Genomic DNA, 25,928 nt, shown 5'->3' with positions numbered 1-25,928 from the left:
TATGAACTTATCCTTACTTCTTATATTGCCCCTTGTATTTTCACTGCTGGTATTGGTAGTGAAAGGTCAGCAGCAGGTACGCAGTGTTGCACTGGCAGCAGCTGTAGCACAATTGGGTTTAAGCATTTATTTATTGATTCAGTTTTTAGGCGAACGTGCAGTAAACAATGCTGCTTATTTGTTTGAACTCGATCACAGCTGGTATCATGCTTTAAAGATCCATTACCATGTGGGTGTAGATGGTATTTCTGTTGCCATGATCCTGCTTACTTCCTTTGTTGTATTGGCAGGTGTATTGGTATCATGGAAGCAGGAAAAGTTATACAAAGAATTTTTCTTCCTGCTGTTGTTCCTGAGTTTAGGTGCGTATGGTTTCTTTTTATCGCTCGATGTATTCCTGATGTTCTTCTTCCTGGAAGTTGCGGTGATTCCTAAATTCTTACTCATCGGTATCTGGGGCAGTGGTAAAAAAGAATACAGTGCGTTGAAACTGGCGTTGATGTTAATGGCCGGTTCTGCATTGGTGTTTGTTGGATTGGCAGGTTTGTTCTTCAACAGCAATGTGGATGGCGAACATACATTCGATATTGTAAAGCTGGCGGCAAATCCGCTTGCGGGTGATCTGCAACGCTTCTTCTTCCCGTTTGCATTTATCGGCTTTGGCATTTTCACAGCGCTGTTTCCGTTTCATACATGGGTGCCCGATGGTCACTCGAGTGCACCAACTGCAGCTTCGATGTTTTTGGCAGGCATCTCCATGAAGCTTGGCGGTTACGGATGTTTGCGTGTTGCAACATGGCTGATGCCGGATGCTGCACAACATTATTCAACCATCATTATTGTGCTTGCATGTATCGCTATTTTATACGGAGCGTTTGCGACGATGATGCAGACCGATCTGAAATACATCAATGCGTATTCATCGGTTAGTCACTGCGGATTTGTATTGCTGGGTATTGGTATGCTCACAAAAACGTCCATCAATGGTGCAGTGCTGCAGATGGTGAGTCATGGTTTAATGACGGCTCTTTTCTTTGCTGTGATCGGTATGATTTACGACCGTACACATACACGACAGGTTTCACAACTCGGCGGATTGTTGAAAGTAATGCCGTTCATTTCTTCTGTGTTTGTAATTGCAGGTTTGTGTTCACTTGGGTTACCCGGCTTAAGTGGATTTGTTGCAGAGATGACCGTGTTCATGGGCAGCTGGCAACGTGCCGGTGCATTCTATCATACAGCAACCATCGTTGCCTGTGCATCGATTGTTGTAACAGCAGTGTACATTTTACGTGCAGTTGGTTCCAGCATTATGGGACCAATCAAAAACAACGAGCATTTGAGTTTGAGCGATGCAGGCTGGCACGAAAAAACTGCAGCTGTTGTATTACTGGCAGGAATTTTAATTATGGGTATTGCACCATTCTGGTTAACGGATTTAATTAATCCCGGTACCGAAGTGCTGATGCAAAAGATTGGATCGATAAAGTAAATTAAGCGATGAGTATCTTTTTTCTTTTACTTCAACAGGAACTGCTGTTAACAGCAATCATCTTTGTATTGCTTTTTGTGAAGCTGAGTACAAAGCAATGGAACAGTCAAACAGTGCTTTCCTTCGTCAATATATTATTGGTCGTTAACCTGGCAGCGGGTTTCTTTTTCAAGGAAAAAGGAACACTGTTTGGCGATATGTTTCAAACCAACGATCTGCTGCGATTCGAAAAAAATATTCTCAACCTCGGCACATTGCTTATTTCGTTACAGGCCTACAACTGGCTGCTGAAACACAAACACGCCATAGAGTTTTATCTGCTGATGCTTTCTACCTTGCTGGGTATGTTCTTTATGCTGAGCAGCAGTAACCTGCTGATGTTTTATGTTGGTCTTGAACTGGCCAGTATTCCGTTGGCTGCCTTGGCCAACTTCGATTTGGATAAAAAACGTTCATCCGAAGCAGCTATGAAATACATCATGAGCTCGGCGTTTGCATCGGGTTTGTTGTTGTTTGGTATTTCATTGATCTATGGCATGGTTGGTTCAGTAAACTTCACAGACATAGCTGTTGCTGCTTCCGAAAATCCATTGTTTCTGTTTGGCTTTATTTTATTGATTGCAGGTTTTGGATTTAAAATATCAGCAGTGCCGTTTCATTTATGGACAGCCGATGTATACGAAGGTGCGCCTGTTGCCGTTACCTCTTATCTTTCGGTTATTTCAAAAGGCAGTATGCTGTTTGTAATGACGAGTGTATTGTCTACTGTATTTGCCAACCTGCTGTTTCAATGGTACAATATTGTGGCTGTACTGGCAGTGTTGTCAATGATCGTTGGTAACCTGTTTGCTATCCGTCAGCAAAATATCAAACGCTTTCTTGCCTTCTCTTCTATATCGCAGGTTGGTTTTATTTTAATCGGTATGTCGGGCGCAAATATAGAAAGCCACAGTTCGGTTGTTTATTTTGTATTGGTGTACCTATTCTCGAACCTTGCGGCCTTTGCAGTTATTAATGTGATAAGCGAAGCAAGCGGAAAAGAAAACATTGATGATTACAAAGGATTGTACAAAACGAATCCTGCGCTTACCTGGGTATTGGCCATTGCGTTGTTTTCATTGGCAGGTATACCGCCAACAGCTGGTTTCTTTGGTAAATTCTTTTTACTGCTGGGCGGTGCAAGCAAAGGCAATTACCTGCTCATTATTGTTGCAGCATTGAACATGGTGATATCGCTCTATTATTACCTGCGCATCATCAAAGCCATGTTTATGGATGCCAATGAAACACCTGTTGAAAAATTGGCAATCAGCTGGAGTCCGAAAATTTCGATGGCAGTTTGTATGGCAGGTATTGTTGTTACCGGTATCATCAGCGGTGCGTATGAATACATTTACTCGTTGTTGAAATAAACTGTTACAGGTTACTTGTTACCGGTTACCGCAACAAGAAACCAGAAACTATAAACTGTTTTTATGGCTATTAATAAAAATCATGAGTTTGAAGAGTTAGATGGCGTGAAGTGTGCAATCGTAGAAAAGAATGCATCGCCTGAACGTGTAGCCTTTTTAAAAAATCTGCTCGAACAGAATCGTTATACAGTTGTGGTAGTTGCCTCTCCTCCACCGAAAGCAGCACCCGCACCAAAGCCTGTTGAGGGCGAAGCAGCTCCGGCTCCTGTTGAAGCGCCGCCGCCTCCATCAACGTTTACAGTTGGTGTTACCGATGTTACCTTCAATCCTACCAATGCGATATTCGGTCGTTTGCTCAAAACAAAAAACGGAAAGGTAGTTACACTGGCTTACTGGAAACAGGAAGAAGAAAGCAATGATGATACAATTCCGTATTTTGCGGAAGACGAAATCATCAGCAAATGGAAGTAAAGAATATGTTCGATCAGGAGGCGTTTGAAGAAATCTATCAGCGCCTGCAAAATCTTACCATCCATCATCAGCGGCAATGGGGCAAAATGACGGCCGCACAAATGCTTACCCATTGCAAAGAAGCGTACAAAGTACCGTTAACCAGCAAACCGCTGAAGCGGAAACCCATCAGTTATATTGCCTGGCTGTTTCGTCCTGCATTGTATAATTCAAGGCCATACGGCAAAAGTTTGCCCACTGCTCCCAATTTTATTGTAAAAGACGATCGGGATTTTGAAAAAGAAAAGGCAGAGATGCTTTCCATTACCAAAGCTTTTTATGAAAAAGGTGCTGCAGGTGTGGGCGATAAAGTACATCCCTTCTTTGGAAAAATGACCGCCGAACAATGGGGCAAGAGTATGTGGAAACATCTTGATCATCATTTGCGGCAGTTTGGGGCGTAAAACGCTTTCAGTTATTCAATACATACAATCATCACAACCAAAACCGACAACTATGGCACAAAAACAAATCTCTGAAATGACCACTGAAGAACTCAACAGAAACCTGAAACTGATGCGTGTTGCCATTGCTGTTATTTCAGCATCAATTGGTGTTATGATTGTTTCTGCAGTGGTAAGCTATCAACAAAAAGGATTTTCTGTGTTTACAATTTTGCCGCTAATGTTCCTCCCAATCCTGATGATGAACATTGCTAATATGAGAAAGATCAAGACTGAATTGCAATCGAGAAAATAAACACAATCTTTCTTCCGGTTCAACAAATCAGGCAGAAGCTTCATCCTTCTTCCTATCTTTGCAACATGCTTTCCAATCTCTGGAAAAATATTATCAGACGTCCTTCATAACGATGCAATCCGGTTCGCTCCGAACCAATTTTCTTTTTTATCTATCACATTAAATGATGCTGCTTACTGCAGTGCATTACTCTTCTATTCATACAACTGTTGTACAACGCAACAGTATAAACCAATCTGTTATGATCAAGACGATTATTGAACCCTTCCGTATAAAATCGGTTGAACCGATTTATTTCACAACAACTGAACAACGCATCGAATTGCTCAAACAAGCCAGCTACAATCCCTTCTTAATAAACTCGGAGCATGTACTCATCGATCTGCTCACCGACAGTGGCACCAGTGCTATGAGCAGTCGCCAATGGGCGGGCATTATGCAAGGCGATGAATCGTATGCAGGCAGTCCCAGCTTTTACCGGTTTGAAAAAGCGGTACGTGATATCACCGGTATGCCCATTGTTATTCCTACACACCAAGGACGGGCATCCGAAAAAATTCTCTTCAGTATTACCGGCGGCAAAGGAAAATATTTCATCAGTAATACACTCTTCGATACAACAAGAGCGAATATTGAATTCTCCGGAGCAGAAGGAATTGACCTGTTATGCGAAGAAGGAAAACATCCATCGATTCCAGCTGCATTTAAAGGCAACATGGATGTAGATGCGTTGAAACAAACTATTGAAAGAGTTGGTGCTGCAAATATTCCGATGGTGATCATGACAGTGACGAACAACTCCGGTGGCGGGCAACCCGTGAGCATGCAGAATATTAAAGAAGCGAAAGCAATTTGTGCAGCACACAATATCCCGTTCTTTATTGATGCCTGTCGCTTTGCAGAGAACTGTTACTTTATTAAACTGCGTGAAGAAGGTTATGCCAATAAATCGATTAAAGAAATTGCCAACGAATTATTTTCTTATGCGGATGGTTGTACCATGAGTGCCAAGAAAGATGCGTTTGCCAACATCGGTGGTTTTCTTGCATTGAAAGATGAAGCCCTGGCAATGCAATGCCGCAACCTGCTCATTATTACAGAAGGTTTTCCAACCTATGGCGGACTTGCCGGTCGTGATCTGGAAGCCATTGCTATTGGTTTAAACGAAGTGCTTGAAGAACCTTATCTGCAATACCGCATCCGCAGCATTGAATATCTCACCAATAAATTAATTGATGCAGGTGTTCCGGTGATGCAGCCGGGCGGCGGACATGCAGTATATCTGGATGCAAAAGCTTTTCTGCCACATATTCCGCCACAACAATATCCAGGACAGGCATTGGTGTGTGCGTTGTATACCGAAGCTGGTATACGTAGTGTGGAGATCGGTTCGTTGATGTTTGGCAAATATGACGAAACAAACAATCTTATTCCTGCACAAATGGAATTGGTACGCCTTGCAATACCCAGAAGAGTATATACCCAAAGCCATATTGATTATGTGGCCGAAGTAATTATTGAAGTGTTTGCAAAACGCAACAACATAAAAGGATTAGTGATAACAGAAGAAGCACCGATGCTAAGGCATTTTACAGCAAAGCTGAAACCGGTTGAATAAGTAAAATAAAAAGGGAGCTTCTTTCGAAACTCCCTTTGCTTTATTCATATGGGTTTAATCTGCTTACAATCCTTTCAATGTTTGCAAACGGTGCCACTTGCCCTCTTTCAACTCTTCTGCTGTTTCAAGGAAGCGTGCAGCCAGTGCAGGATCTTTTGCTTTAATGACATTGAAACGGTTTTCATGGTACATGAATTCACTCAATGGTAACGATGGATCTTTTGAATCAACCACAAAGCGTTCGCCTTTTGGTTTCAGCGGATTGTAGTGGAACAATGGCCAGTAACCACTCTTCACGGCGAAGTCCTGTTCTTCTGCACCATGTGCCATATCAATACCGTGGGCAATACAATGACTGTAGGCAATGATCAACGATGGACCGGGATACGCTTCTGCTTCAAGAATCGTTCTGATCGTATGCATATCATTACCACCCATAGCTATCTGTGCAACATACGCTGTGCCGTGTGCAATGGCCTGCATCGCCAAATCTTTCTTACCAGCTGTCTTACCATTTACACTAAACTTCGCACTTGCACCAATTGGTGTTGATTTTGATTTTTGTCCGCCGGTATTGCTGTACACTTCAGTATCCAATACCATGATGTTGACATTTTCACCGGTGCTGAGGATATGATCCAACCCACCGTAACCAATATCATACGCCCAACCATCACCACCAACAATCCAGATTGATTTTTCTTCTAAGAAATCTGCCAGGTGGAACAGATTTAATGCAGCCATGGAACGTTCATGGCTCAACCTGTTTTTCAATTGTTTTACCAGCTCATGTTTTTCTGCAAGCTCAGCTTCGGTTGTGCCGTTGTTATTGATGATCTTATCAGCCAGCTCTTCACCAATCATCGGACGCAATTCATCGAGCAACTGCAAAGCCATTTCTTTTTTCTTATTGCTGGCCATGCTGATACCTAAACCAAACTCTGCATTGTCTTCAAACAAACTGTTTGCCCATGCCGGACCCACACCTTCTTTGTTTTTTGTCCAAGGCGTAGTTGGTAAGTTACCACCAAAGATGGATGAACAACCTGTTGCATTCGCAACAATCATTCGCTCACCAAACAATTGTGTTAAGAGTTTAATGTACGGTGTTTCACCGCAACCGGCACATGCACCGCTGAACTCAAACAACGGCTGGAAGAATTGTGAACCCTTCACCGTATTCTTGTTCACTCTTGTACGATCAACTTCGGGCAGCGTTAAGAAATAATCCCAGTTTTCTTTTTCCTGTTCCTGGATATCTGTTTTATCCATCATGTTGATGGCTTTATGACCGGGATCTGTTTTGCTCGTAATCGGGCAGAACTCCACACACAATGTACAACCGGTACAATCTTCTGTTGATACCTGTAAGGTGTAGGCTTCTGTTTCTTTGTTCCACTCTTTACCAATCGGGTCAACATGTTTCCAACCATCGGGTGCATCAGCCAGCAATGCTTTGTCATACACTTTTGGACGAATCGCTGCATGCGGACAAATCATAAAACATTTACCACACTGTGTACACAACGATGTATCCCAAACAGGAACTGCATCTGCAATATTTCGTTTCTCCCATTTGGTTGTTCCGCTTGGGAAGGTGCCATCAACAGGAAATGCACTCACGGGTAATTCATCACCTTCACCGGCAATAATTTTACCCAACACCTGTTTTACAAAATCAGGGGCTGCATCGGGTACAGGCGCATCAATTGGTTTATCGCCAATGGCATATTGTGCATAATCCACTTCGTACAAATTGGCCAAGGTTTGATCAACGGCATCGTAGTTCTTTTGTACAACCGCTTCACCCTTTTTCCAATAGGTATCGTAAATGGCTTCTTTAATTTTTGCAATGGCTTCTTCACGTGGCAATACATTGCTGATGGCGAAGAAACAGGTTTGCAGAATGGTATTGATACGGTTACCCATGCCTGCATCCTTTGCTACGGTGTACGCATTGATGGCATAGAACTTTAATTTTTTATGTACAATTTCTTCCTGAATTTTCTTGGGCAGCTTACTCCACAACTCTTCTTTTTCATACGGAGCATTTAAGAGGAACACTGCGCCCGGTTCTGCATCTTTTAAAATATCGTACTTGGTTAAATAGTTGAAATGATGACAGGCCACAAAGTTTGCAGACTGTACCAGGTAAGTTGATTGAATGGGGTTCTTACCAAAACGCAGATGCGACACCGTTAATGAACCAGATTTTTTTGAATCATATACGAAGTAACCCTGCACATGATCATCGGTTTTATCGCCAATGATTTTGATGGAGTTTTTATTGGCACTCACTGTACCATCGGCACCCAAACCAAAGAACAATCCACGGAACTGGTGTTGCTCTTCCAGGTGAAATGTTTTATCGTATTCCAAACTTGTATGTGTAACATCATCATCAATACCGATGGTAAAGTGATTTTTCGGATGTTCTTTTTTCAACTCACGGAAAACAGCTTTTACCATCGCCGGTGTAAACTCTTTGCTCGATAAACCATATCGTCCGCCAATTACATGTGCATGATGATTTTCCTGCGCTTCGTTCAACGCATTCACCACATTCATGTACAATGGCTCACCAATACCGTTGGGTTCTTTACAACGGTCGAGCACGGCAATACTCACCACACTCTTTGGCAATGCTTCCATAAAAGCTTCCACATCCAGCGGACGGAACAAGCGAACAGCAATCATACCTACATGTGCACCATGTGCGTTCAGATAATCAACGGTTTCTTTTACAGCGCCTGCAGCAGAGCCCATCAATACAACTACACGATCGGGATGCGCATGACCATAGTATTCGTACAATTTATATTTACGTCCGGTTAAAACTGCAAATTCATCCATCACTGTTTGTACTGTGTTCGGCACATTTGCATGATACGTATTGGCTGCTTCCCTGTTCTGGAAATACACATCAGGATTTTGTGCAGTACCACGTATCGAAGGATTGTTCGGATTCAATGCACGGTTACGGTGTGCATGAATGGCTTCCATATCCATCATGCGTTCAATGATTTCATCAGGGATTACTTCAACTTCATTCAACTCATGCGAAGTACGGAAGCCATCAAAAATATTAAGGAAAGGAACTCTTGAACGCAAGGTAGATGCCTGTGCAATCAACGCCATATCCATTACTTCCTGCGGATTGTTGCCGAACAACATCGCAAAACCTGTTGATCGTACTGCCATCACATCACTATGATCGCCGAAGATTGAAAGCGCATGTGTTGCTAAACTACGTGCAGCAATATGAAATACCGTTGGCGTTAACTCACCGGCAATTTTAAACATGTTGGGAATCATGAGCAGCAACCCCTGCGATGCCGTAAAGGTGGATGCCAAAGCACCGCCTTGTAACGCTCCGTGTATGGCACCTGCTGCACCTGCTTCACTCTGCATTTCCATAATGCGGGGAACCGTGCCGAAAATATTCTTCATGCCTTTGGCACTCCACTCATCGGCCCACTCGCCCATAGTGGAAGAAGGAGTGATGGGATAAATAGCGCACACTTCATTGCACTTATAGGCAATGTAAGCGGCGGCCTCATTGCCATCCATTACTTCGTAAACAGCTTTGTTCTTTTGCGCTGGTTCTGCAGTTACTGCAAGGTTGGTTGTTGCTTCCATGATTTACTATTATTTGAAGCAACGAATTTACCCGAGCCCGGGAGGGTGATACATGACCATCATCAGCCAAAAAGCTAATTGATATGAGGAAAGGCAGGTTTGGTAGCGGGCTGTATATTATAATGGCATCAACTGTTGCCACGCTCGGTTGATGGTTCCATTTTCATGGCGGCATTTGGGGCAATGGTGCAGAAAAGGAACAGATGGCTAAAGATTATGAGCTGCCGTTGTTGTGTCACCCGACCAACAACTTGTGATGCAGGTGAAGTATGGTTTACTGTATAAAAAAGAAGGAGCAGAGTTTCTAAAAGTCTCTTACATACTTACCACCATTCTCTTCAGTTCTCATGCCATAAAACTTATAAACACCATTCATCTTTACAAACTCAAACCGATGCTTTTGTTCTGACCGATATCCGTCAAAATTTTCAATAACAGTGAAATCAATAGAATAAACGACTTCAATCCCTGTATTCCTTATTAAAGAATTTTCTTTCGCAGGCTCGATCTTTCGGGCAGACACTTCAAACACTTTATTCTTTATCTCGAGTTCAAGTTGTGAAAAAGTCAAATACTTATTAATTGAAACATAAAAACTATCAAACGTTTCCAGATTATTTTCATAATCACGACGTGTTGGCTCTTCACATATAGAACAAAAAACACTGTCAAACGACATTTGCCGAACTGCAGCAGAATCCCGACGTCTTAAAAAATCAAAAAATCTGTATGCAGCCTTAACTATTTCACTTTTGTTTTTTTGCAGCATTTGTGACTCATCCACCTGTTTAATATCTGCTAATGTTACATCCTGGATTTTAATCTTATTATCAGCAGTTTTTCCATAATAACCCCTTGCTTTTAGCACTCCCCTTTTTTTAAACTCAACCACCTCTTCAACATAATTGCCATACTTAGCAATTGCTCTTTTATTTCTTATTTCATAATAAGGATTGGGATAATGTTCCTTCAGCCAATTCCTTGAACCACCTTTTACATCAAACGACACTTCCTCTGCAAAATCAACAGGCCTCGGGATCATTTTCTGAACAGTTGGGTCAGCAAATGCGAAATTCGAAGGAGCGCAGGGGCTAGCCCACTCGCCAGATTTTGTTTTATACAAAGCATCATATAAATAGGATTCATGATAAAACGTATCTCTGTCTTTATGAACATAAAGAATACAGTTTTTATAATCAGAAAAAGCAGGCATACCATAATGATCGTATCCTATAAACGTAATTTCGTTACCATCATAATCACCACAAACAATATCCAATACTTTATACCTTGCTTTAAATTTAAGGTACGGAATGTCTGACTCATGATCTTGTTCCATTTCGGTCACTTCAATCTTCTCGCCAACAAAAATCAGTAACTGTTCTTTATCTGGGTTTTCCATGCAACTATCCGGATGCCTATTGAAGCGATTGCAGGAATAAAAACTACAGCAGCATAAGACAAGAAAAAGAACAAATGATTTCATTTGTCAGTATTTATGTGAATACAACTTCTATTTCAGCATATCTCATCCAAACTTAAGGTCGCAAATTGCGACCTCAAAAATCATTACTCAATACTCCACCTCTCTCAAATCTTCCGTATCTCTTGCAACCGGCACCCCATTCGGGTCTAAGATCATGGCTTCCTGTATGGGTGTTTCGCCCAAACGGTCGCCACTGGCAATCAGTTTGTAGCCGTTTTCATATTCGGTATAGTAACCGCAGGGAAAAGCAGAATAACCATTCGGCAATTGCACCCGTTTCTGCTGCTGAAATCCCCAGCCAATTACTTTCTGATGGAGAATAAATGTATTGAATGCTTCGTTGAATGTCATAATGAGCTTTAGGGTTATAATCAATTCGGGTTCGCAGGAAAATTAATCTACTCTTCCTTGCCTGCTAATATAAAATTAATTCACCAGCCTTTCTATCCGTTGTAATATTGCAAAACAAACAAGACAAAGTTCCATCATGTTTCAACCGATAAAAGAACGTTGCGCTGCACTTGCCAACAACTTTAAAGAAATACCCGCAGCACGCAAACAACTGCTGGAAAAAATTGCAGACTATATCAAAGTAAAACAGTCAGCGAATGAAACCATCAATCTCATTTACGTTTGTACGCATAACTCACGCCGCAGTCATTTAGGCCAGGTATGGGCAGCAGTAGCCGCAGCGTACTATGGCGTAAACAATGTACATACATTTTCAGGTGGTACTGAAGCAACTGCTTTTAATCCGAATGCCATCAACGCATTAACAGCAGCAGGTTTTACAATTCAGAAAACAGACGAAAGCAATAACCCTGTGTACAATGTATTTTTTACTGAAGACAAGTTCAGCACCTGTTTTTCAAAGCTGTATAACCACGAAGCAAATCCAACCCAAAATTTTGCAGCGGTAATGACCTGTTCTGATGCTGATGAGAATTGTCCGTTCATTCCCGGTTGCGATTTACGCATTGGCACAACCTACAACGATCCCAAAGCATTTGACAATACCATTCTACAAAACGAAAAATATACTGAACGCAGTAATCAGATAGCGATGGAATGTTTGTATGTATTTTCGAAAGTGGTTGAATAACAAAAGTAAATTACTGGTCAATCTGGAGACTGCTTCGTTCCTCGCAGTGACGTCTTAGTTGAAAAACTTTACGACTGTATCAATTGAAAAAAAAAAGCCGCAATCACTGCACCAATGATTGGCCCAACCACAGGTATCCAGCTGTAACGCCAGTTACTGTTGCGTTTATTTTTAATGGGCAATAAAAAATGCATGATGCGTGGACCAAGATCACGTGCAGGATTTATAGCATAACCGGTTGGTCCGCCTAAACTCACCCCAATACCAAGTACAAGCAGTGCAACAGGCAACGCATCCAATGCGCCGAGCTTTGCTTCAGGTGCACTAATGAGCAACGCACCTAACATCAATACAAATGTGCCAATGGTTTCTGTTGCTAAATTGTAAAATACACTGGAAATAGCAGGTGAATTACAAAACACAGCCAGCTTAGCTTCTGCATCTTCTGTTGCATCGAAATGTTGTTTGTACGCCAGCCACATTAATGCAGAGCCCGTCATAGCTCCAAGAAACTGTGCAAGAATATACGAAGGCACATTGCTCCATTCAAACTTGCCAATGCTTGCAAGACCAATGGTGATGGCAGGGTTTAAATGTCCGCCGCTGTAATTGGCACTGCTGTACACGCCTACAAACACTGCAACCGCCCAGCCAAAAGCAATCACGATTAATCCGCTGTTATTACCTTTTGTTTTACTGAGCAACACATTTGCAACAACACTGTTACCTAATAACAATAAGAGCATAGAACCGATGTATTCTGCAACGAAAGGAGACATATGGCAAATAAAGATTATGATTTTAGATGTATGATTTCGGATTTGACCAATCTTTAAAATCCGTCAGACGAGGGCGTCAGACGGTGGTGTACTTCTTTCTTCGTAACTCGTACTTCTTTCTTACCTCAACACATATCCTTCTGCCACTTTATAAAAATCGTGCAGCTGCTGTTCTTTCCACTGTTCATCTTTGTTCAACTCTTTCATCATAATATCGGCCACAAGTGGTGCTGCAGCAATCGCTGCTTTTGCATCAAGCACCAACGCTCTTGTTCTTCTGCTCAATACGTCTTCAACAGTCATTGCCATTTCGTTACCTACAGCCCAGAAAACTTCTGCAACCGTATAAGGCAAATCAGGATGAATCAACTGCGAATAACCCTGGTGCTGTAAGAAACGGATAGCTGCTGCATCGCTGCCGTAATAATGCAGCGGATCAGTAAAATCAACTTTCTTCATCCAGCCATGCAGCTTCATGGTTTCCGTTTGGCAACGGGTGTAAGCAAGTCCACCTTCGTAATGTGCTTTCAGAATTACTTCCTGCGCCATCTTACGATAGGTTGTCCATTTACCACCGCTGATATTGATCATGCCGCCCTTCGATACCCAAATGGTATGATCACGGGGAAGCACAGCTGTTTTTTTCTGTCCGGGTATTTTCACCAAAGGGCGTAATCCGGCGAATACACTTTTTACATCGCTGCGTTGCAAACCGGTTTGTACATACCGTTTAAAATGGTTGATGACAAACTCCACTTCTTCTTCTAATGCCTTTGGTTCTATCTCTGCTGCTTCAACGCTGGTATCAGTTGTGCCAATAATTACTTTATCATGAAACGGAACGGCAAACAATACACGACCATCATCGGTACGTGGAATAAACAAAGCCTGCTCGCCGGGAAAGAATTTTTTATCCACTACAATATGAATTCCCTGCGATGGTGATACCGATCGTTCCAATCCATCATCATCCATCTTCAACACCTCATCTACAAACACACCGGTTGCGTTTACCACTACTGTTCCTCTTGCCTCGTATTCTTCGTTGGTTAAACAGTCTTTAATATGTACGCCTTTTACTTTGCCGAGATCATGTATTAAGCCGGTTACTTTGCAATAGTTCAATACTGTTCCGCCAATATCGGAAGCAGTTAATGCCAGCGAAATACATAAACGGGCATCATCAAACTGTCCATCGAAATAAGCAACACCACCGCTCAGCTTTTTTCCGTCAAGCCCCTGAATGTATTGCTGTGTTTTTTTGATTGAAAGAATTTCACTTGGCCCCAAACTCAACTTGGCCGATAAAAAATTGTACACCTTCAGCCCCAAACCATAATACAGTTTCTCCCACCAGCGATAAGCTGGTAACACCAACTTTAACGGATGCGCAATATGCGGTGCGTTCTTCAGCAACAAACCACGTTCACGCAAAGCATCACGCACCAAACGGAAATTTCCCTGCTGCATGTAACGCACACCGCCATGAATGAGTTTGGTTGAACGGCTGGATGTTCCCTTGCCGAAATCGTACTGCTCCAGTAAAAGTGTTTTATAGCCACGGGCAGCAGCATCCACTGCCGCACCAAGACCGGTAGCGCCACCACCAATGATAATGATATCCCAATGGTTGGTGGTTTTTAATTGTTGTATTTGTTGCGAACGATTCAAAAGCTGTTTCTTGTTTGACGTTTTTTGTTTCTGGTTCGAAAATTCTGAAGTGCAAATTAAATGAAACAGGTTAAGGTTGAACAACTATAAACCATAAACTAAAAACTAGTTGCTGCCTTAACCGCCTTCAGCCAGCCATTGTACAAAGCTGTTCGCTTTTCATCGTCCATTAAAGGTTCAAATTTTCGTTCGACCTTCCATTGTAGCTGTATTTCATCAATACTGCTCCAGTAACCCGTTGCAAGCCCGGCAAGATAAGCAGCACCTAATGCTGTGGTTTCTGTAATCTGCGGACGAACAACATTGGTATGCAGCACATCGCTTTGAAACTGCATGAGCAAATTATTTACAGTAGCGCCACCATCTACTCTTAACTCCGCAATGGAAATGCCGGCATCGGCTTCCATCGCTTTCAGTACATCTACCGTTTGGTAAGCAATACTGTCGAGGGCTGCTTTGGCAATATGTGCAGCGGTGGTTCCTCTCGTCATCCCCACCATCGTTCCTCTTGCATGCTGGTTCCAGTAAGGCGCTCCAAGTCCTGTAAAAGCAGGCACCAAATAAACGCCTTCACTATCGGTTACTTTGGCCGCCAGCTTCTCTACATCGCCCGACGAACGGATGATACCCAAACCATCACGCAGCCATTGTACCACTGCGCCGGCAATAAACACACTTCCTTCCAACGCATATTCTGTTTTACCGTTGATCTTCCATGCAACAGTTGTCAGTAAGTTGTTTCTTGAAATCACTGCCTTCTCTCCTGTATTCATCAGCATAAAACAACCGGTGCCATAGGTATTTTTTACCATGCCTTGTTTGGTACACATTTGTCCGAACAAGGCACTCTGCTGATCGCCTGCAATACCTGCAATAGGGATATTCGTAGCCGTTAGGATGTTTTGTGTGGTGCCGTATACTTCGCTGCTGCTGCGTATTTGCGGCAACATGTTTCCGGGTATATCGAATATTTTTTCCAGTTCACCATCCCACTGCAATGTTTGCAGATTCATAAGCATGGTGCGGCTGGCATTACTAACATCGGTTACATGCACCTGCCCTTTTGTAAGATTCCATAACAACCACGTATCAATGGTGCCAAAACAGAGTTCCCCTTTTTCGGCTCTTGTTCTGGCGCCTTCTACATGATCTAAAATCCATTTTATTTTCGAAGCACTGAAGTAGGCATCCACCACCAATCCTGTTCGTTGCTGAATAAGGATGTGCAGATTTTTTCGTTTCAGTTCATCGCAGAAATCGGCCGTGCGCCTGTCTTGCCAAACGATTGCGTTGTAAACGGGCTTCCCCGTTTTACGATCCCACACCACGGTTGTTTCCCGTTGATTGGTGATACCGATGGCATGGATCTGCTCGGTGGTTAATCCAGCTTTGGTAATAGCTTCAGCAGCTACACCTAATTGTGTGCTCCATATTTCTTCGGGATCATGCTCTACCCAACCGGGCTGCGGAAAAATTTGTGTGAATTCTTTTTGTGCAACGGAAACAATACTTCCATCGTGTGCAAACACAATTGCACGGCTGCTGGTTGTTCCCTGGTCTAAGGCAAGAATATATTTTTCCATATGACATCTGTATTAAACTTCTTACAATACGCTAACAATCCGTTGTTGTATGAACCCTTACATTTGAGTATTAAAGAAGGGCACATGCAATTGGTTGAAGTTAATGATAAACAGTCAGCAAAAGAATTTTTACAGGTGGCTGTTGAACAATATACACATGATGCTGATTGGATCCGTCCGCTGGATAAGGATATTGAACAGGTGTTTGACAGAAAGAAGAATAAAACCTTTCAATATGGCGAGGCAATTCGATGGGTGCTGAAAGATGATGCCGGCAAATTAATTGGCCGTATTGCAGCGTTTGTGAATAGCCGTTATAAATCGAAAGGCGATGATGTGCCTGTTGGTGGTGTGGGCTTTTTTGAATGCATCAATGATCAAACTGCTGCCAACTATTTATTTGATACAGCAAGGCAATGGTTGCAAAGCAAGGGTATGGAAGCCATGGATGGGCCCATCAACTTTGGTGAGCGTGACCGCTGGTGGGGCTTGCAGGTAGAAGGCAGCGGACAACCGTTGTACTGCATGAATTATAACCCGCCTTATTACCAACAGTTGTTTGAACAATCCGGCTTTCAGCTTTTCTTCAACCAATATTGTTATTCCGTTAAAGTAAAAAATCAACTCGATGATAAATTTTATACCCGTCATGCTGCAATAGCAAAGAATGGCGATTACAAAGCAGTGCATGTAAACATTCATCAACTGGAAAAATTTGCCAAAGACTTTTGTACGGTTTACAACAAAGCATGGGCTACACATGCAGGCTTAAAACAAATGGAAGAGAAAACAGCCCTTGCGATGTTTGAAGCGATGAAGCCGGTGCTTGACGAACGCATCGCCTGGTTTACCTATTATAAAAATGAACCCGTTGCCATTTGGTTGAACCTACCCGACCTCAATCAATGGTTCAAGTACCTCAATGGCCGTTTCGACTGGTGGGGTAAGCTGCAGTTTTTGTGGATCAAGGCCAGAAAGAAAAATAAAAAATTCACCGGTATTATTTTCGGTGTGGTGCCTGAACACCGGGCCAAAGGTGTAGATGCATTTATGATTGTTGAAGCATCAAAACTAATACAGCAACAATTGCAGTATGAAGATTATGAAATGCAGTGGATCGGCGATTTTAATCCGAAGATGATGAACGTTGCATCCAGCCTCGGTACGCATATCAGCCGCCGGTTGGTTACGTATCGTTACAATTTCGATCGTACAAAACCATTTTACCGCCATCCCATTGTTTAAACCTATTACTGTCAGTACTGTTCGTGCTTAACATCACTGCTCTTCTGAAACAGATGAAGTACATTAGTGCAAACTCTTCAGCAAATGAACAAAGCAGCCGCCAGTGTACAAACCGAAATTGATGCCGCTTATTTATACAGTCAGTTAGCAGCGGCAGAAGATAATGAAACCATTGCTTCCATTTATCAACAAATGGCGGCTATCGAACGCAGCCATGCAGATGGTATGGTTGCCAAAGCAAAAGAAAAAGGCGAAGCATTTGAACTGCCTTCCCCATCGTGGCGTGCAAAAACACTCAATCGTATTGGGAAACTATTCGGTTATGAATATGTGCTTGATTCATTAATGCAAACAGAAAAGGTATTGGCCTTTAAACAATCGAGCGATAAAGTCCAGCAAAATATTCCATTATCCGGTGCAGAAAATAATCATGTAAAAATCCTCAAGAATTTAATTGGTGCCGATTCAAAAATCAGCAGCGAAAAGTTAACGTCATTAGAAGGCAGAAGACATAAATCGGTTGGTGGTAATGCCTTGCGTGCTGCCGTGCTTGGTGCCAACGATGGACTGGTATCGAACATGAGTTTAGTGATGGGCGTGGCCGGTGCCACCAATGGCGAAACAGGTGTGTTACTGGCCGGGCTAGCCGGTTTGTTAGCCGGTGCATTATCGATGGCGCTGGGCGAATGGATCTCTGTAAAAAGCTCGCAGGAATTGTATGAGCGACAGATGGCATTGGAAATGGAAGAGATTGAAAACAATCCGGAGACAGAGATGAAAGAACTGCAGTTGATTTATATGGCCAAAGGTATTCCTGCAGAACAGGCCGAACAAATGGCGAAGGAAGTGATCAGCAATCCATCGCATGCACATGAAGTGTTGATTAAAGAAGAGCTGGGCATTAATGCCGAAGAATTAAGAGGCAGTGCATGGACAGCCGCCATTGCTTCGTTTGTTTTGTTTGCGATTGGTGCGGTTATTCCTGTTGCGCCTTTCTTTTTTGGTACAGGCTTCACCTTTATTATCTGGAGCATTGGTTTAAGTGCAGTGGGTTTATTTCTTATTGGTGCAGCCATTACCTTGTTCACCGGCAAAAGCATCTGGAGCTCCGGCTTTCGCCAGGTGCTGTTTGGTTTAGCTGCAGCAGCTATTACGTTTGGAATAGGCAAACTGATTGGGGTGAATATTGCGGGGTAGGTAAACCTTACAGGTCTAACTCGCTTTTTCACTAAATTGCAGCCGCAGTTATGGATAAATTCATTGTTTCGGCACGAAAGTACAGACCCCAGACTTTTGATACAGTTGTGGGGCAAAGTCACATTACTACAACATTAAAAAATGCCATCAGCCACAACCAGCTGGCGCATGCATTTTTGTTTTGCGGTCCACGTGGTGTAGGTAAAACAACCTGTGCCCGTATTCTGGCCAAAACCATCAACTGCGAAAATATTCAACCCAACGGTGAGGCTTGCGATACCTGCGTAAGCTGCCGCACTTTCAACGAAGGCACATCGCTCAACATTCACGAGCTCGATGCGGCCAGTAACAACTCGGTAGATGATATCCGTTCACTCATTGAACAGGTACGTTTCGCACCGCAGATGGGTCAATACAAAGTATACATCATCGATGAGGTACACATGCTCAGCTCCAGTGCCTTCAACGCTTTTTTGAAAACACTGGAAGAACCGCCATCCTATGCAATTTTTATTTTGGCTACAACGGAGAAGCATAAGATTCTTCCAACCATATTGAGTCGTTGTCAGATCTTCGATTTCAAACGAATTACCATTAACGATACGGTTGAACATTTACAGGAAATTGTTGATAAGGAAGAACTGAAAGCAGAGAAACCAGCCCTGCAGGTAATTGCGCAAAAAAGCGAAGGTTGTATGCGTGATGCACTCAGCATCATGGATAAGATCGTGAGTTTTACCAATGGTGAATTAACCTATCAAAACACATTAGAACATCTGAACATACTCGATGCCGATTATTTCTTCAAACTGCTTGATGCGATGCAACAGCAGGATCTGGCAACCGGTATGTTGTTGTTTGATGATATTAACCGCAAAGGTTTTGAAGGCGACATGGTACTCAACGCCATGGCCGAATTCTTCCGTAATTTATTAGTGTGTAAAGATGAACGTGTGGCCAATTTGCTGGAAGTAGTGGAAAGTTTTAAAGACCGTTACATTGCTGCAGCAAAAAAAACATCGGCTTCTTATATCATCAGCGCACTGAATGTTTTGAACGAAGCGGAAATTGGTTTCAAAGCTGCCCGTAACAAACGCCTGCATGTTGAGTTGGCCATTATTAAACTCACGTACCTGCAACAAGCCATTGATCTTGCTGATAAAAAAAAAGTAGTTGAGAAAGCAAAAGCTGTTCAGTTTCGTGCATTAAAGCCGGTTGAAATAAAGGAGCAGACTGAAGGTACAAGGAACAAGGTGCAGGAAACAAGTGGAGCCAAGCTGTTAGTGGAAGAACCGCAGCAGAAGATAGAAGGATCAAGGTACAAGGAACAAGAGCCAAAAACCAATGTCCAAACCCCATCCGTTTCAGTTCCAAAACCAAGTTCCCCGGGTTTAAAAGGTGGCTTATCAAAACTTCGTGAAAAAATTGCAGCAGAAAGTAACAATGCAGCTAACCAGCAACGTGATCTTGATGAAGAAGGATTAAAAATTGCCTGGCAGGAATACATTCTCAAATTAAAAGCAGCAGCTAAACATTCGGTGGTATCTATTTTTGAAATGATGGAGTACCGCATCAAATCGCCGGTTGATTTTGAAGTGGTGGTATCGGGTGCTATCCAGGCTGGTTTTCTGAAACAGGAAAAAACATCATTGCTACTGCATGTACAAAGCTTTTTCAAAAATCCCAACATCAATATTCATGTGGAGCTCATTGAAGACCCGGAAGATGACACGCCGATTGAACGTCCGCTTACCGTACGGGAACAGTTTCAACTAATGGCTGAAAAATATCCTTTGGTGAAAGAATTGAGAGATCGTTTGGGTATGCAGCTCGATTAAACTGTTCGTTCGGCGCTTTCTCAAAAGCAAATCACCCTTTTCAAACAAAAGCATACCGCTTTTCGAAAGCAATTGAGCGATATGTAACCCACAACTTTTGCCGGCAATAACAATGATGGGAAACGCTTTTTCCACCTGAAAAAAGTGCCGGAACCGGACTTCCGTTAACCTGCTTCTGCCCCATGCAAAAAGCTAACAGTTATTGGCCAGAAAGCACAGGAAGATATTTGGCCAAATTGCCTTAATTTCACGCCTTCATTACGACAAAAAAACTGATTTTATGGCTGAAGTGATTCGTATGCCCCTGTTAAGTGATACAATGACCGAAGGAAAGATTGTAAAATGGAACAAACAGGTAGGCGATAAGGTAAAAAGCGACGATGTGCTTGCAGATGTTGAAACTGATAAGGCTACCATGGAAGTGGTTGGCTATGCAGATGGCACATTATTATACATTGGCGTGCCCGAAGGAAAGGCAGCCCAAATCAACGAAATCATTGCAATTGTAGGTAAAGAAGGCGAAGATTATAAGAGCCTGTTGGATGGTGGCTCTGCTGCTCCGGCTCCGGCTCCCGCTGCTGCAACTGAAACTGCTGCCCCTGCTCCATCGGCTCCTGCCGCTGCGGGTGTTGATGCAGATGCATTGGCAAGTCAACTGGGTGTTACGGTCATCCGCATGCCTTTGTTGAGCGATACAATGACGGAAGGAAAGATTGTTGCCTGGAATAAAAAAGTGGGCGACAGTGTAAAAGCCGACGAAAGTTTAGCGGATGTTGAAACCGACAAAGCAACCATGGAAGTGGTTCCTTATGCTGACGGTACCATTTTATATACCGGTGTTGAAGCCGGCAATGCTGCGAAAGTAAACGAAGTAATTGCAGTGATCGGTAAAGCCGGTACTGATATTACAGCGTTGGTAGCTGCCTTTAAAAATCCGGGTGCAACCGCAGCTCCTGCAAGTGCACCGGCTGCTGCAACTCCTACTGCTGCCAGTGCTCCTACGGTTGCAACAACAACGACTTCAAGCACTGAAAATGGTCGTGTTAAAGCATCACCTTTAGCAAAGAAAATTGCTGCTGAAAAAGGTATCGATCTCCACGCTGTACAAGGCAGTGGCGATGGTGGCCGTATCATTAAAGCAGATATCGATAATTTCAAACCTGCAGCAGCTACGGCTCCTGCTGCTTCGAAAGCGGCAACGCCTTCTGCTCCTGTTATGGCATTTACGCCGGGTGCAGGCGAAGGTTATGTTGATACGCCAAACAGCAACATGCGTAAAACCATTGCACGTCGTTTGGGCGAAAGCATGTTTACCGCTCCACACTTCTACCTGAAGATGGAACTGAACATGGACAATGCAATGGCTGCACGTGCGCAAATGAATGCAGTGAGTCCTGTTAAGATCAGCTTCCAGGATATGATGATCAAAGCCTGTGCAATGGCCTTGCGTCAACATCCGGCAGTAAACTCTTCCTGGATGGGTGATTTCATCCGCACTTACCAGCACATTCATATTGGTAGTGCAGTTGCCGTTGATCAGGGATTGATTGTTCCGGTATTCAAATTTGCAGATCAGAAAAGTTTAAGCCAGATTGCGGCAGAAGCAAATGGTTTGTACGATAAAGCAAGAACAGGTAAACTGCAGCCACAGGAATTCAGTGGCAACACCTTTACCATTTCTAATCTTGGTATGATGGACATTGAAGATTTCACTGCCATCATTAATCCGCCAGACAGCTGTATCCTTGCTGTTGGTCGCATTAAAGAAATTGTAATCAAGAAAAAAGATGGCAGCTTTGGTACAACTAATGTGATGAAAGTAACATTGAGCTGCGACCACCGCAGTGTGGATGGTGCAATTGGTGCAGCCTTCTTACAAACACTCAAAAAATATATCGAGAATCCTGTTACCATGTTGGTATAAGTTCATCGATTATCGCATACAATCCCGTTGCCATGCAACGGGATTTTTTTTGTGTATTCATTACCTAACTTAGCAGCCATAAGCACTTATAAAAATGAGCATCACCAACAACGAAGAACTGGAGGGCATGAAACAAATCAGCAATGCCGTTGCTGTTACATTAAAAGCCATGCGGGAGTATGCAAAGCCCGGCATCAGTACAAAAGAATTAGATGAATATGGAAAGAAGATGCTGGAAGAAATGGGTGCGAAATCGGCTCCTTATCTTACCTATAACTTTCCCGGATACACCTGTATCAGTGTCAACAAATCGTTTGCACATGGTATTCCATCTGCCGATATTATTTTACAGGAAGGCGATTTGGTGAATATTGATGTATCGGCAGAGTTAAATGGATTTTGGTCTGACAATGGTGGTTCTTTTGTTGTGGGTGAAGATCTTCATCAACATCAACCACTTGTTGATTTATCGAAACGCATTTTATATAATGCACTCAACGAAATAAAAGGCGGTGTACGCATTGCAGAAATTGGTAAGCTCATCGAAACACAGGCAAAAAAAGCAAACTGTAAAGTAATCCAGAACTTAACCGGCCATGGTGTTGGCAGAAGTTTACACGAAGAGCCGGAAGAAATACCCAACTATTACGATCGCTTCAACACCAAACGCTTTCGCAAAAATTCGGTTGTAGCTATTGAAACATTTATTGCCACACATTCAACATTAGCAGTGGAGTTAAGTGATGGCTGGACTTTTGTTGGCAACAAAGGTGGTTATGTTGCGCAGCATGAACACACCATTTTAATTACCGATAACAAACCAGTTATTCTTACAGCAGCCAACGAAATATAGTATCTGCTAGTACAGTGGAGTTGTTGCACATGCATCGTTGTGTGCATGGCAGTACTATTAGCAGTCGTGTACTTTAAACAATGTTGTTCTGCAATCGGACAGGATACTATCCATTTTAGCCAAACCCTTGCTGCAGCATACTTACAGCCGTTCATATTTGAAAATTATTTTTCAGTAATTTTTGAAAATTCTAAACTTCTTGCTAACTTAGGGCCATGAAGATTTCAGAAGCAAGGCAACAATTCATCAGCACATGGGGAGCGATGGGAACGCATTGGGGTATTAACCGTACCATGGCGCAAGTACATGCGTTGCTGATGATCAGTGCTGATCCGCTTACACAGGATGATATTATGGCACAACTCAACATCAGCCGGGGAAATGTAAATATGAATATCCGGGATCTGATTGATTGGGGGTTGGTTGATCGTGTGCTGATACCGGGTGAACGCAAAGAATATTTTACGGCAGAAAAAGATATCTGGAAAGTTGCCACGCAAATCATCAAGGAACGTAAGAAACGTGAGCTTGACCCAATGATGAAGCTGATGGATCAGCTGAGCAAAGTGGAAGGTGATAAACGTGATAAAGAAGTGAAAACTTTTCTCGACACCATCAACGGCATCAAGAAATTTGGTGCGCATGCCGATGACATGCTCGACGTGTTGGTAAAGAGTGATGAAAACTGGTTTTTAAGTACAGCACTCAAAATATTCAAATAGTTAACAGCCGGTATTTCCCGGCTTTTTTTATACACAATCGTTTTGCATTATTTCGATCATAAAAAGAACCCATGAAACGTTTTAAGCAAATTGAATTTTACAGCAGTGTTCTGCTGATCATTGGATTTTTTATCAGCTGGCTCATCAGCAGAGACAACAGCCAGTTGCTTACCGCTTATTTTGTTGTGGGCGCAGTACACATTGTTGGTATGTTGGTACATGCGGCTAATAAATGGTTTACCAACCGAAGCAGTCTGCGCCTTTATTATCATTGGCTCATTGCTATTCTAATCCTGCTTGTTCCGTTTGGCTTTGGCTTATTTATTCTGTTGTACACCGCACCTGTTCTTGCACTCATCTATACCATCATCTGCAAGCTTGAACTGAATGCACTGGAGCTGAAAGAGCTTGTGCATTTGAAATAATAGCTGTTGCTAAATTATCTGTAATGAAATTCGAAATTCCAAACTGGGTTATCTACGTAGGAGCAGTAGGACAAATGTTTACTGCACTCATCTATCCATACATACGCCACAAAGTATTTGATTGGTATAATGATATTAAAAAACTAAAGCCTCTTAACCAGGAAATAGCAAAAACATACGGCAGGTATATTCAGGGGTTAAATTTTTCATTCGGACTCATTTCTTTACTGCTAGCCGATGAATTGAAAAACGGCACATCACTGGCAGTGGCTTTAACCGGCTTAATAGCAGCTTATTGGACAGGGAAAGTTGCGACACAGTTTGCCTACTACCCTATGTACCAGATACCCAAAAAACTGATTTTCAAAATAGGCGAAATAGGCATGAATGCTCTATTTATAACATTTGCACTTGTATTTATTTTGCTGTTTGTGTATAATCTGTTGTTACTAAAAACATCTCCCCTTTAGTTAGAATATTCCTCGTTATGCAATATTTTTATTCAATGAGAACACTTCAAATAACATTGCTTTTTTTTATTTCAGTCTTTACGGTAAATGCACAGGAAGTAAAGCAAAATTTGCTAAATCGCTATTTCGAAGTAACCACCAATGTAAAAGAAGCTTTCTTTTATCGTTTATCGCAGCCTTTTAAAGGTTATTGGGCTTATACCGATTACGATTCAAAAGACAGAGTTGTACGAACAGGGTATTTTACAGATAGCAATTTCACAACACAAATAGGACCTCACTCCTTTTTTTGGGAAGGAAAACCAATGTATAAAGGAAAATTTGTAGATGGTAAACCAAGCGGCTATTGGTATTTCTATAATACTAAAGGAGAAATCTACGACTCATTGCACTATGTTGAAAAAACAACAGCGGAAGTAAAAAATTCTTTTCCGGAAAAGAATGATGAAGCTGAAAAAAATAAAACAGCAATGCTGCAAAATGAGCATATGAAAAAAGACAGTAGTGTTGTTTTTGCAACAGTTGAAAAAGAAGCTTCGTTTCCGGGAGGAGACAAAGGATGGTCGAAATATCTTACCAAGCAGTTAAGCATGCCCGATCTTATTATGGCTATTAACAGACCGCAACGTATGACTGTTGAAGTTCAGTTTGTAGTTTGTAATGACGGAGAAGTTTGCTCTGTTGAAGCAATAAACAGCTCCAGCCCTCTGTTGGATATTATGGCCGTTAATGCAATCCGAAAAGGCCCAAAATGGGAGCCTGCTTTTCAGAACAATAAAAATGTAAAAGCATGGCGTCGTCAAAAAATTTCATTCATCATACCCGAAGATTAAATAATGTCCAAGTTAACCTTAGTCATAGGTGCCTCAGACAACAGCATTCGGTTTAGTTACCTGGCTGTCCACCGGTTACGCAGCAATGGTCATCCGGTAAAAGCTATTGGCAAACACAAAGGAACCGTGGCAGATGTAGCCATTGAAACAGAACAGCAACCTTACCACGATATTGATACGGTTACCCTGTATATCAACCCAACACACCAGAAAGCGTATTACGATTATATACTCTCCTTACATCCTAAACGCATCATTTTTAACCCGGGTACTGAAAATCGGGAGCTGGAAGAATTGGCACGTAATAACAATATTGAAACGATGGAAGCCTGTACACTTGTGCTCTTAAGTACAGGCCAGTATTAGCTTTCAGCGTTCCGGCAGTTTTGTTGAAGTGGCTTCGGTTATCCCCAGCTGTTAATAAACTAAT

Annotated in this window: 23 protein-coding genes; 17 read left to right on the top strand and 6 right to left on the bottom strand. The window is 42.4% G+C overall.

The window, feature by feature from the left end:
- The first annotated feature begins 1 nt into the window (after nucleotide 1).
- The 6 genes from IQ13_RS09155 (at nucleotide 2) to IQ13_RS09130 (ending at nucleotide 5,731) form a co-directional block, all read left to right on the top strand.
- Nucleotides 2-1,492, top strand: a complete 1,491-nt coding sequence (locus IQ13_RS09155; protein ID WP_144886043.1) for a complex I subunit 4 family protein — start codon at nucleotides 2-4, stop codon at nucleotides 1,490-1,492.
- A gap of 8 nt (nucleotides 1,493-1,500) precedes the next feature.
- Nucleotides 1,501-2,904 (top strand): NADH-quinone oxidoreductase subunit N, encoded by a 1,404-nt coding sequence (locus tag IQ13_RS09150; RefSeq protein WP_144886042.1) that lies wholly within the window; start codon nucleotides 1,501-1,503, stop codon nucleotides 2,902-2,904.
- 63 nt (nucleotides 2,905-2,967) lie between these two features.
- Entirely contained in the window at nucleotides 2,968-3,375 is a 408-nt protein-coding gene (locus IQ13_RS09145) for a hypothetical protein (RefSeq protein WP_144886041.1), read from the top strand.
- On the top strand, nucleotides 3,366-3,818 hold the full coding sequence (locus IQ13_RS09140; RefSeq protein WP_144886040.1) for a DUF1569 domain-containing protein: 453 nt from the start codon (nucleotides 3,366-3,368) through the stop codon (nucleotides 3,816-3,818). The genes IQ13_RS09145 and IQ13_RS09140 overlap by 10 nt, the downstream gene beginning before the upstream one ends.
- A 52-nt stretch (nucleotides 3,819-3,870) precedes the next feature.
- A complete protein-coding gene (locus tag IQ13_RS09135; RefSeq protein WP_144886039.1) occupies nucleotides 3,871-4,113 on the top strand; it encodes a hypothetical protein in 243 nt (80 codons plus the stop codon).
- Nucleotides 4,114-4,354: 241 nt separating this feature from the next.
- Entirely contained in the window at nucleotides 4,355-5,731 is a 1,377-nt protein-coding gene (locus tag IQ13_RS09130; RefSeq protein WP_144886038.1) for a tryptophanase, read from the top strand.
- Between the two features lie 63 nt (nucleotides 5,732-5,794).
- On the opposite strand, the gene nifJ is transcribed toward IQ13_RS09130, so the two are convergent.
- From nifJ to IQ13_RS09115, 3 genes are all read right to left on the bottom strand, one after another.
- Entirely contained in the window at nucleotides 5,795-9,370 is a 3,576-nt protein-coding gene (nifJ, locus tag IQ13_RS09125) for a pyruvate:ferredoxin (flavodoxin) oxidoreductase (RefSeq protein WP_144886037.1), read from the bottom strand.
- A 304-nt stretch (nucleotides 9,371-9,674) separates the two neighbouring features.
- Nucleotides 9,675-10,856 carry a hypothetical protein gene (locus tag IQ13_RS09120; RefSeq protein WP_144886036.1) on the bottom strand — a complete coding sequence of 394 codons (1,182 nt, stop codon included), beginning with the start codon at nucleotides 10,854-10,856 and terminating at the stop codon, nucleotides 9,675-9,677.
- An 87-nt stretch (nucleotides 10,857-10,943) separates the two neighbouring features.
- Nucleotides 10,944-11,207 carry a hypothetical protein gene (locus IQ13_RS09115; RefSeq protein WP_144886035.1) on the bottom strand — a complete coding sequence of 88 codons (264 nt, stop codon included), beginning with the start codon at nucleotides 11,205-11,207 and terminating at the stop codon, nucleotides 10,944-10,946.
- A gap of 136 nt (nucleotides 11,208-11,343) precedes the next feature.
- Here IQ13_RS09115 and IQ13_RS09110 point away from each other — a divergent pair, with 136 nt between their 5' ends.
- Nucleotides 11,344-11,958, top strand: coding sequence for a low molecular weight phosphatase family protein (locus tag IQ13_RS09110; RefSeq protein ID WP_144886034.1), 615 nt, complete (start codon nucleotides 11,344-11,346; stop codon nucleotides 11,956-11,958).
- A gap of 68 nt (nucleotides 11,959-12,026) precedes the next feature.
- Here the strand turns inward: IQ13_RS09110 and IQ13_RS09105 are convergent, their stop codons facing one another.
- The 3 genes from IQ13_RS09105 to glpK form a co-directional block, all read right to left on the bottom strand.
- Nucleotides 12,027-12,737, bottom strand: coding sequence for an MIP/aquaporin family protein (locus IQ13_RS09105; RefSeq protein WP_144886033.1), 711 nt, complete (start codon nucleotides 12,735-12,737; stop codon nucleotides 12,027-12,029).
- A gap of 120 nt (nucleotides 12,738-12,857) precedes the next feature.
- On the bottom strand, nucleotides 12,858-14,408 hold the full coding sequence (locus tag IQ13_RS09100) for a glycerol-3-phosphate dehydrogenase/oxidase (RefSeq protein WP_144886032.1): 1,551 nt from the start codon (nucleotides 14,406-14,408) through the stop codon (nucleotides 12,858-12,860).
- A 98-nt stretch (nucleotides 14,409-14,506) separates the two neighbouring features.
- Nucleotides 14,507-15,991, bottom strand: coding sequence for a glycerol kinase GlpK (glpK, locus tag IQ13_RS09095; RefSeq protein ID WP_144886031.1), 1,485 nt, complete (start codon nucleotides 15,989-15,991; stop codon nucleotides 14,507-14,509).
- Here glpK and IQ13_RS09090 point away from each other — a divergent pair, their 5' ends adjacent.
- The 10 genes from IQ13_RS09090 (at nucleotide 15,992) to IQ13_RS09045 (ending at nucleotide 25,864) form a co-directional block, all read left to right on the top strand.
- Entirely contained in the window at nucleotides 15,992-17,236 is a 1,245-nt protein-coding gene (locus tag IQ13_RS09090) for a hypothetical protein (protein ID WP_242009514.1), read from the top strand. It abuts the gene before it with no gap.
- A gap of 84 nt (nucleotides 17,237-17,320) precedes the next feature.
- Nucleotides 17,321-18,433, top strand: a complete 1,113-nt coding sequence (locus tag IQ13_RS09085) for a VIT1/CCC1 transporter family protein (protein ID WP_144886030.1) — start codon at nucleotides 17,321-17,323, stop codon at nucleotides 18,431-18,433.
- A 50-nt stretch (nucleotides 18,434-18,483) separates the two neighbouring features.
- Complete coding sequence (locus IQ13_RS09080; RefSeq protein ID WP_144886029.1) at nucleotides 18,484-20,271, top strand: DNA polymerase III subunit gamma/tau; 1,788 nt, start codon at nucleotides 18,484-18,486, stop codon at nucleotides 20,269-20,271.
- Between the two features lie 280 nt (nucleotides 20,272-20,551).
- Nucleotides 20,552-22,195 carry a pyruvate dehydrogenase complex dihydrolipoamide acetyltransferase gene (locus tag IQ13_RS09075; protein WP_144886028.1) on the top strand — a complete coding sequence of 548 codons (1,644 nt, stop codon included), beginning with the start codon at nucleotides 20,552-20,554 and terminating at the stop codon, nucleotides 22,193-22,195.
- 94 nt (nucleotides 22,196-22,289) lie between these two features.
- The gene (map, locus tag IQ13_RS09070) at nucleotides 22,290-23,048 is read left to right on the top strand and encodes a type I methionyl aminopeptidase (protein ID WP_144886027.1); all 759 of its coding nucleotides are present in this window, start codon (nucleotides 22,290-22,292) and stop codon (nucleotides 23,046-23,048) included.
- Between the two features lie 215 nt (nucleotides 23,049-23,263).
- Nucleotides 23,264-23,770: a GbsR/MarR family transcriptional regulator gene (locus IQ13_RS09065; protein WP_144886025.1), complete on the top strand. Its 507-nt coding sequence runs from the start codon at nucleotides 23,264-23,266 to the stop codon at nucleotides 23,768-23,770.
- 71 nt (nucleotides 23,771-23,841) lie between these two features.
- Entirely contained in the window at nucleotides 23,842-24,195 is a 354-nt protein-coding gene (locus tag IQ13_RS09060) for a hypothetical protein (protein WP_144886024.1), read from the top strand.
- Between the two features lie 23 nt (nucleotides 24,196-24,218).
- Nucleotides 24,219-24,665 carry a hypothetical protein gene (locus IQ13_RS09055; RefSeq protein ID WP_144886023.1) on the top strand — a complete coding sequence of 149 codons (447 nt, stop codon included), beginning with the start codon at nucleotides 24,219-24,221 and terminating at the stop codon, nucleotides 24,663-24,665.
- A 35-nt stretch (nucleotides 24,666-24,700) separates the two neighbouring features.
- Nucleotides 24,701-25,498: an energy transducer TonB gene (locus IQ13_RS09050; protein WP_158637360.1), complete on the top strand. Its 798-nt coding sequence runs from the start codon at nucleotides 24,701-24,703 to the stop codon at nucleotides 25,496-25,498.
- Nucleotides 25,499-25,501: 3 nt separating this feature from the next.
- A complete protein-coding gene (locus IQ13_RS09045) occupies nucleotides 25,502-25,864 on the top strand; it encodes a CoA-binding protein (RefSeq protein ID WP_144886021.1) in 363 nt (120 codons plus the stop codon).
- The last annotated feature ends 64 nt before the right edge of the window (nucleotides 25,865-25,928 follow it).

Source organism: Lacibacter cauensis (genome assembly GCF_007830055.1).
Lineage (GTDB): Bacteria > Bacteroidota > Bacteroidia > Chitinophagales > Chitinophagaceae > Lacibacter > Lacibacter cauensis.
This window is presented reverse-complemented; position numbering and strand designations above follow the sequence as displayed.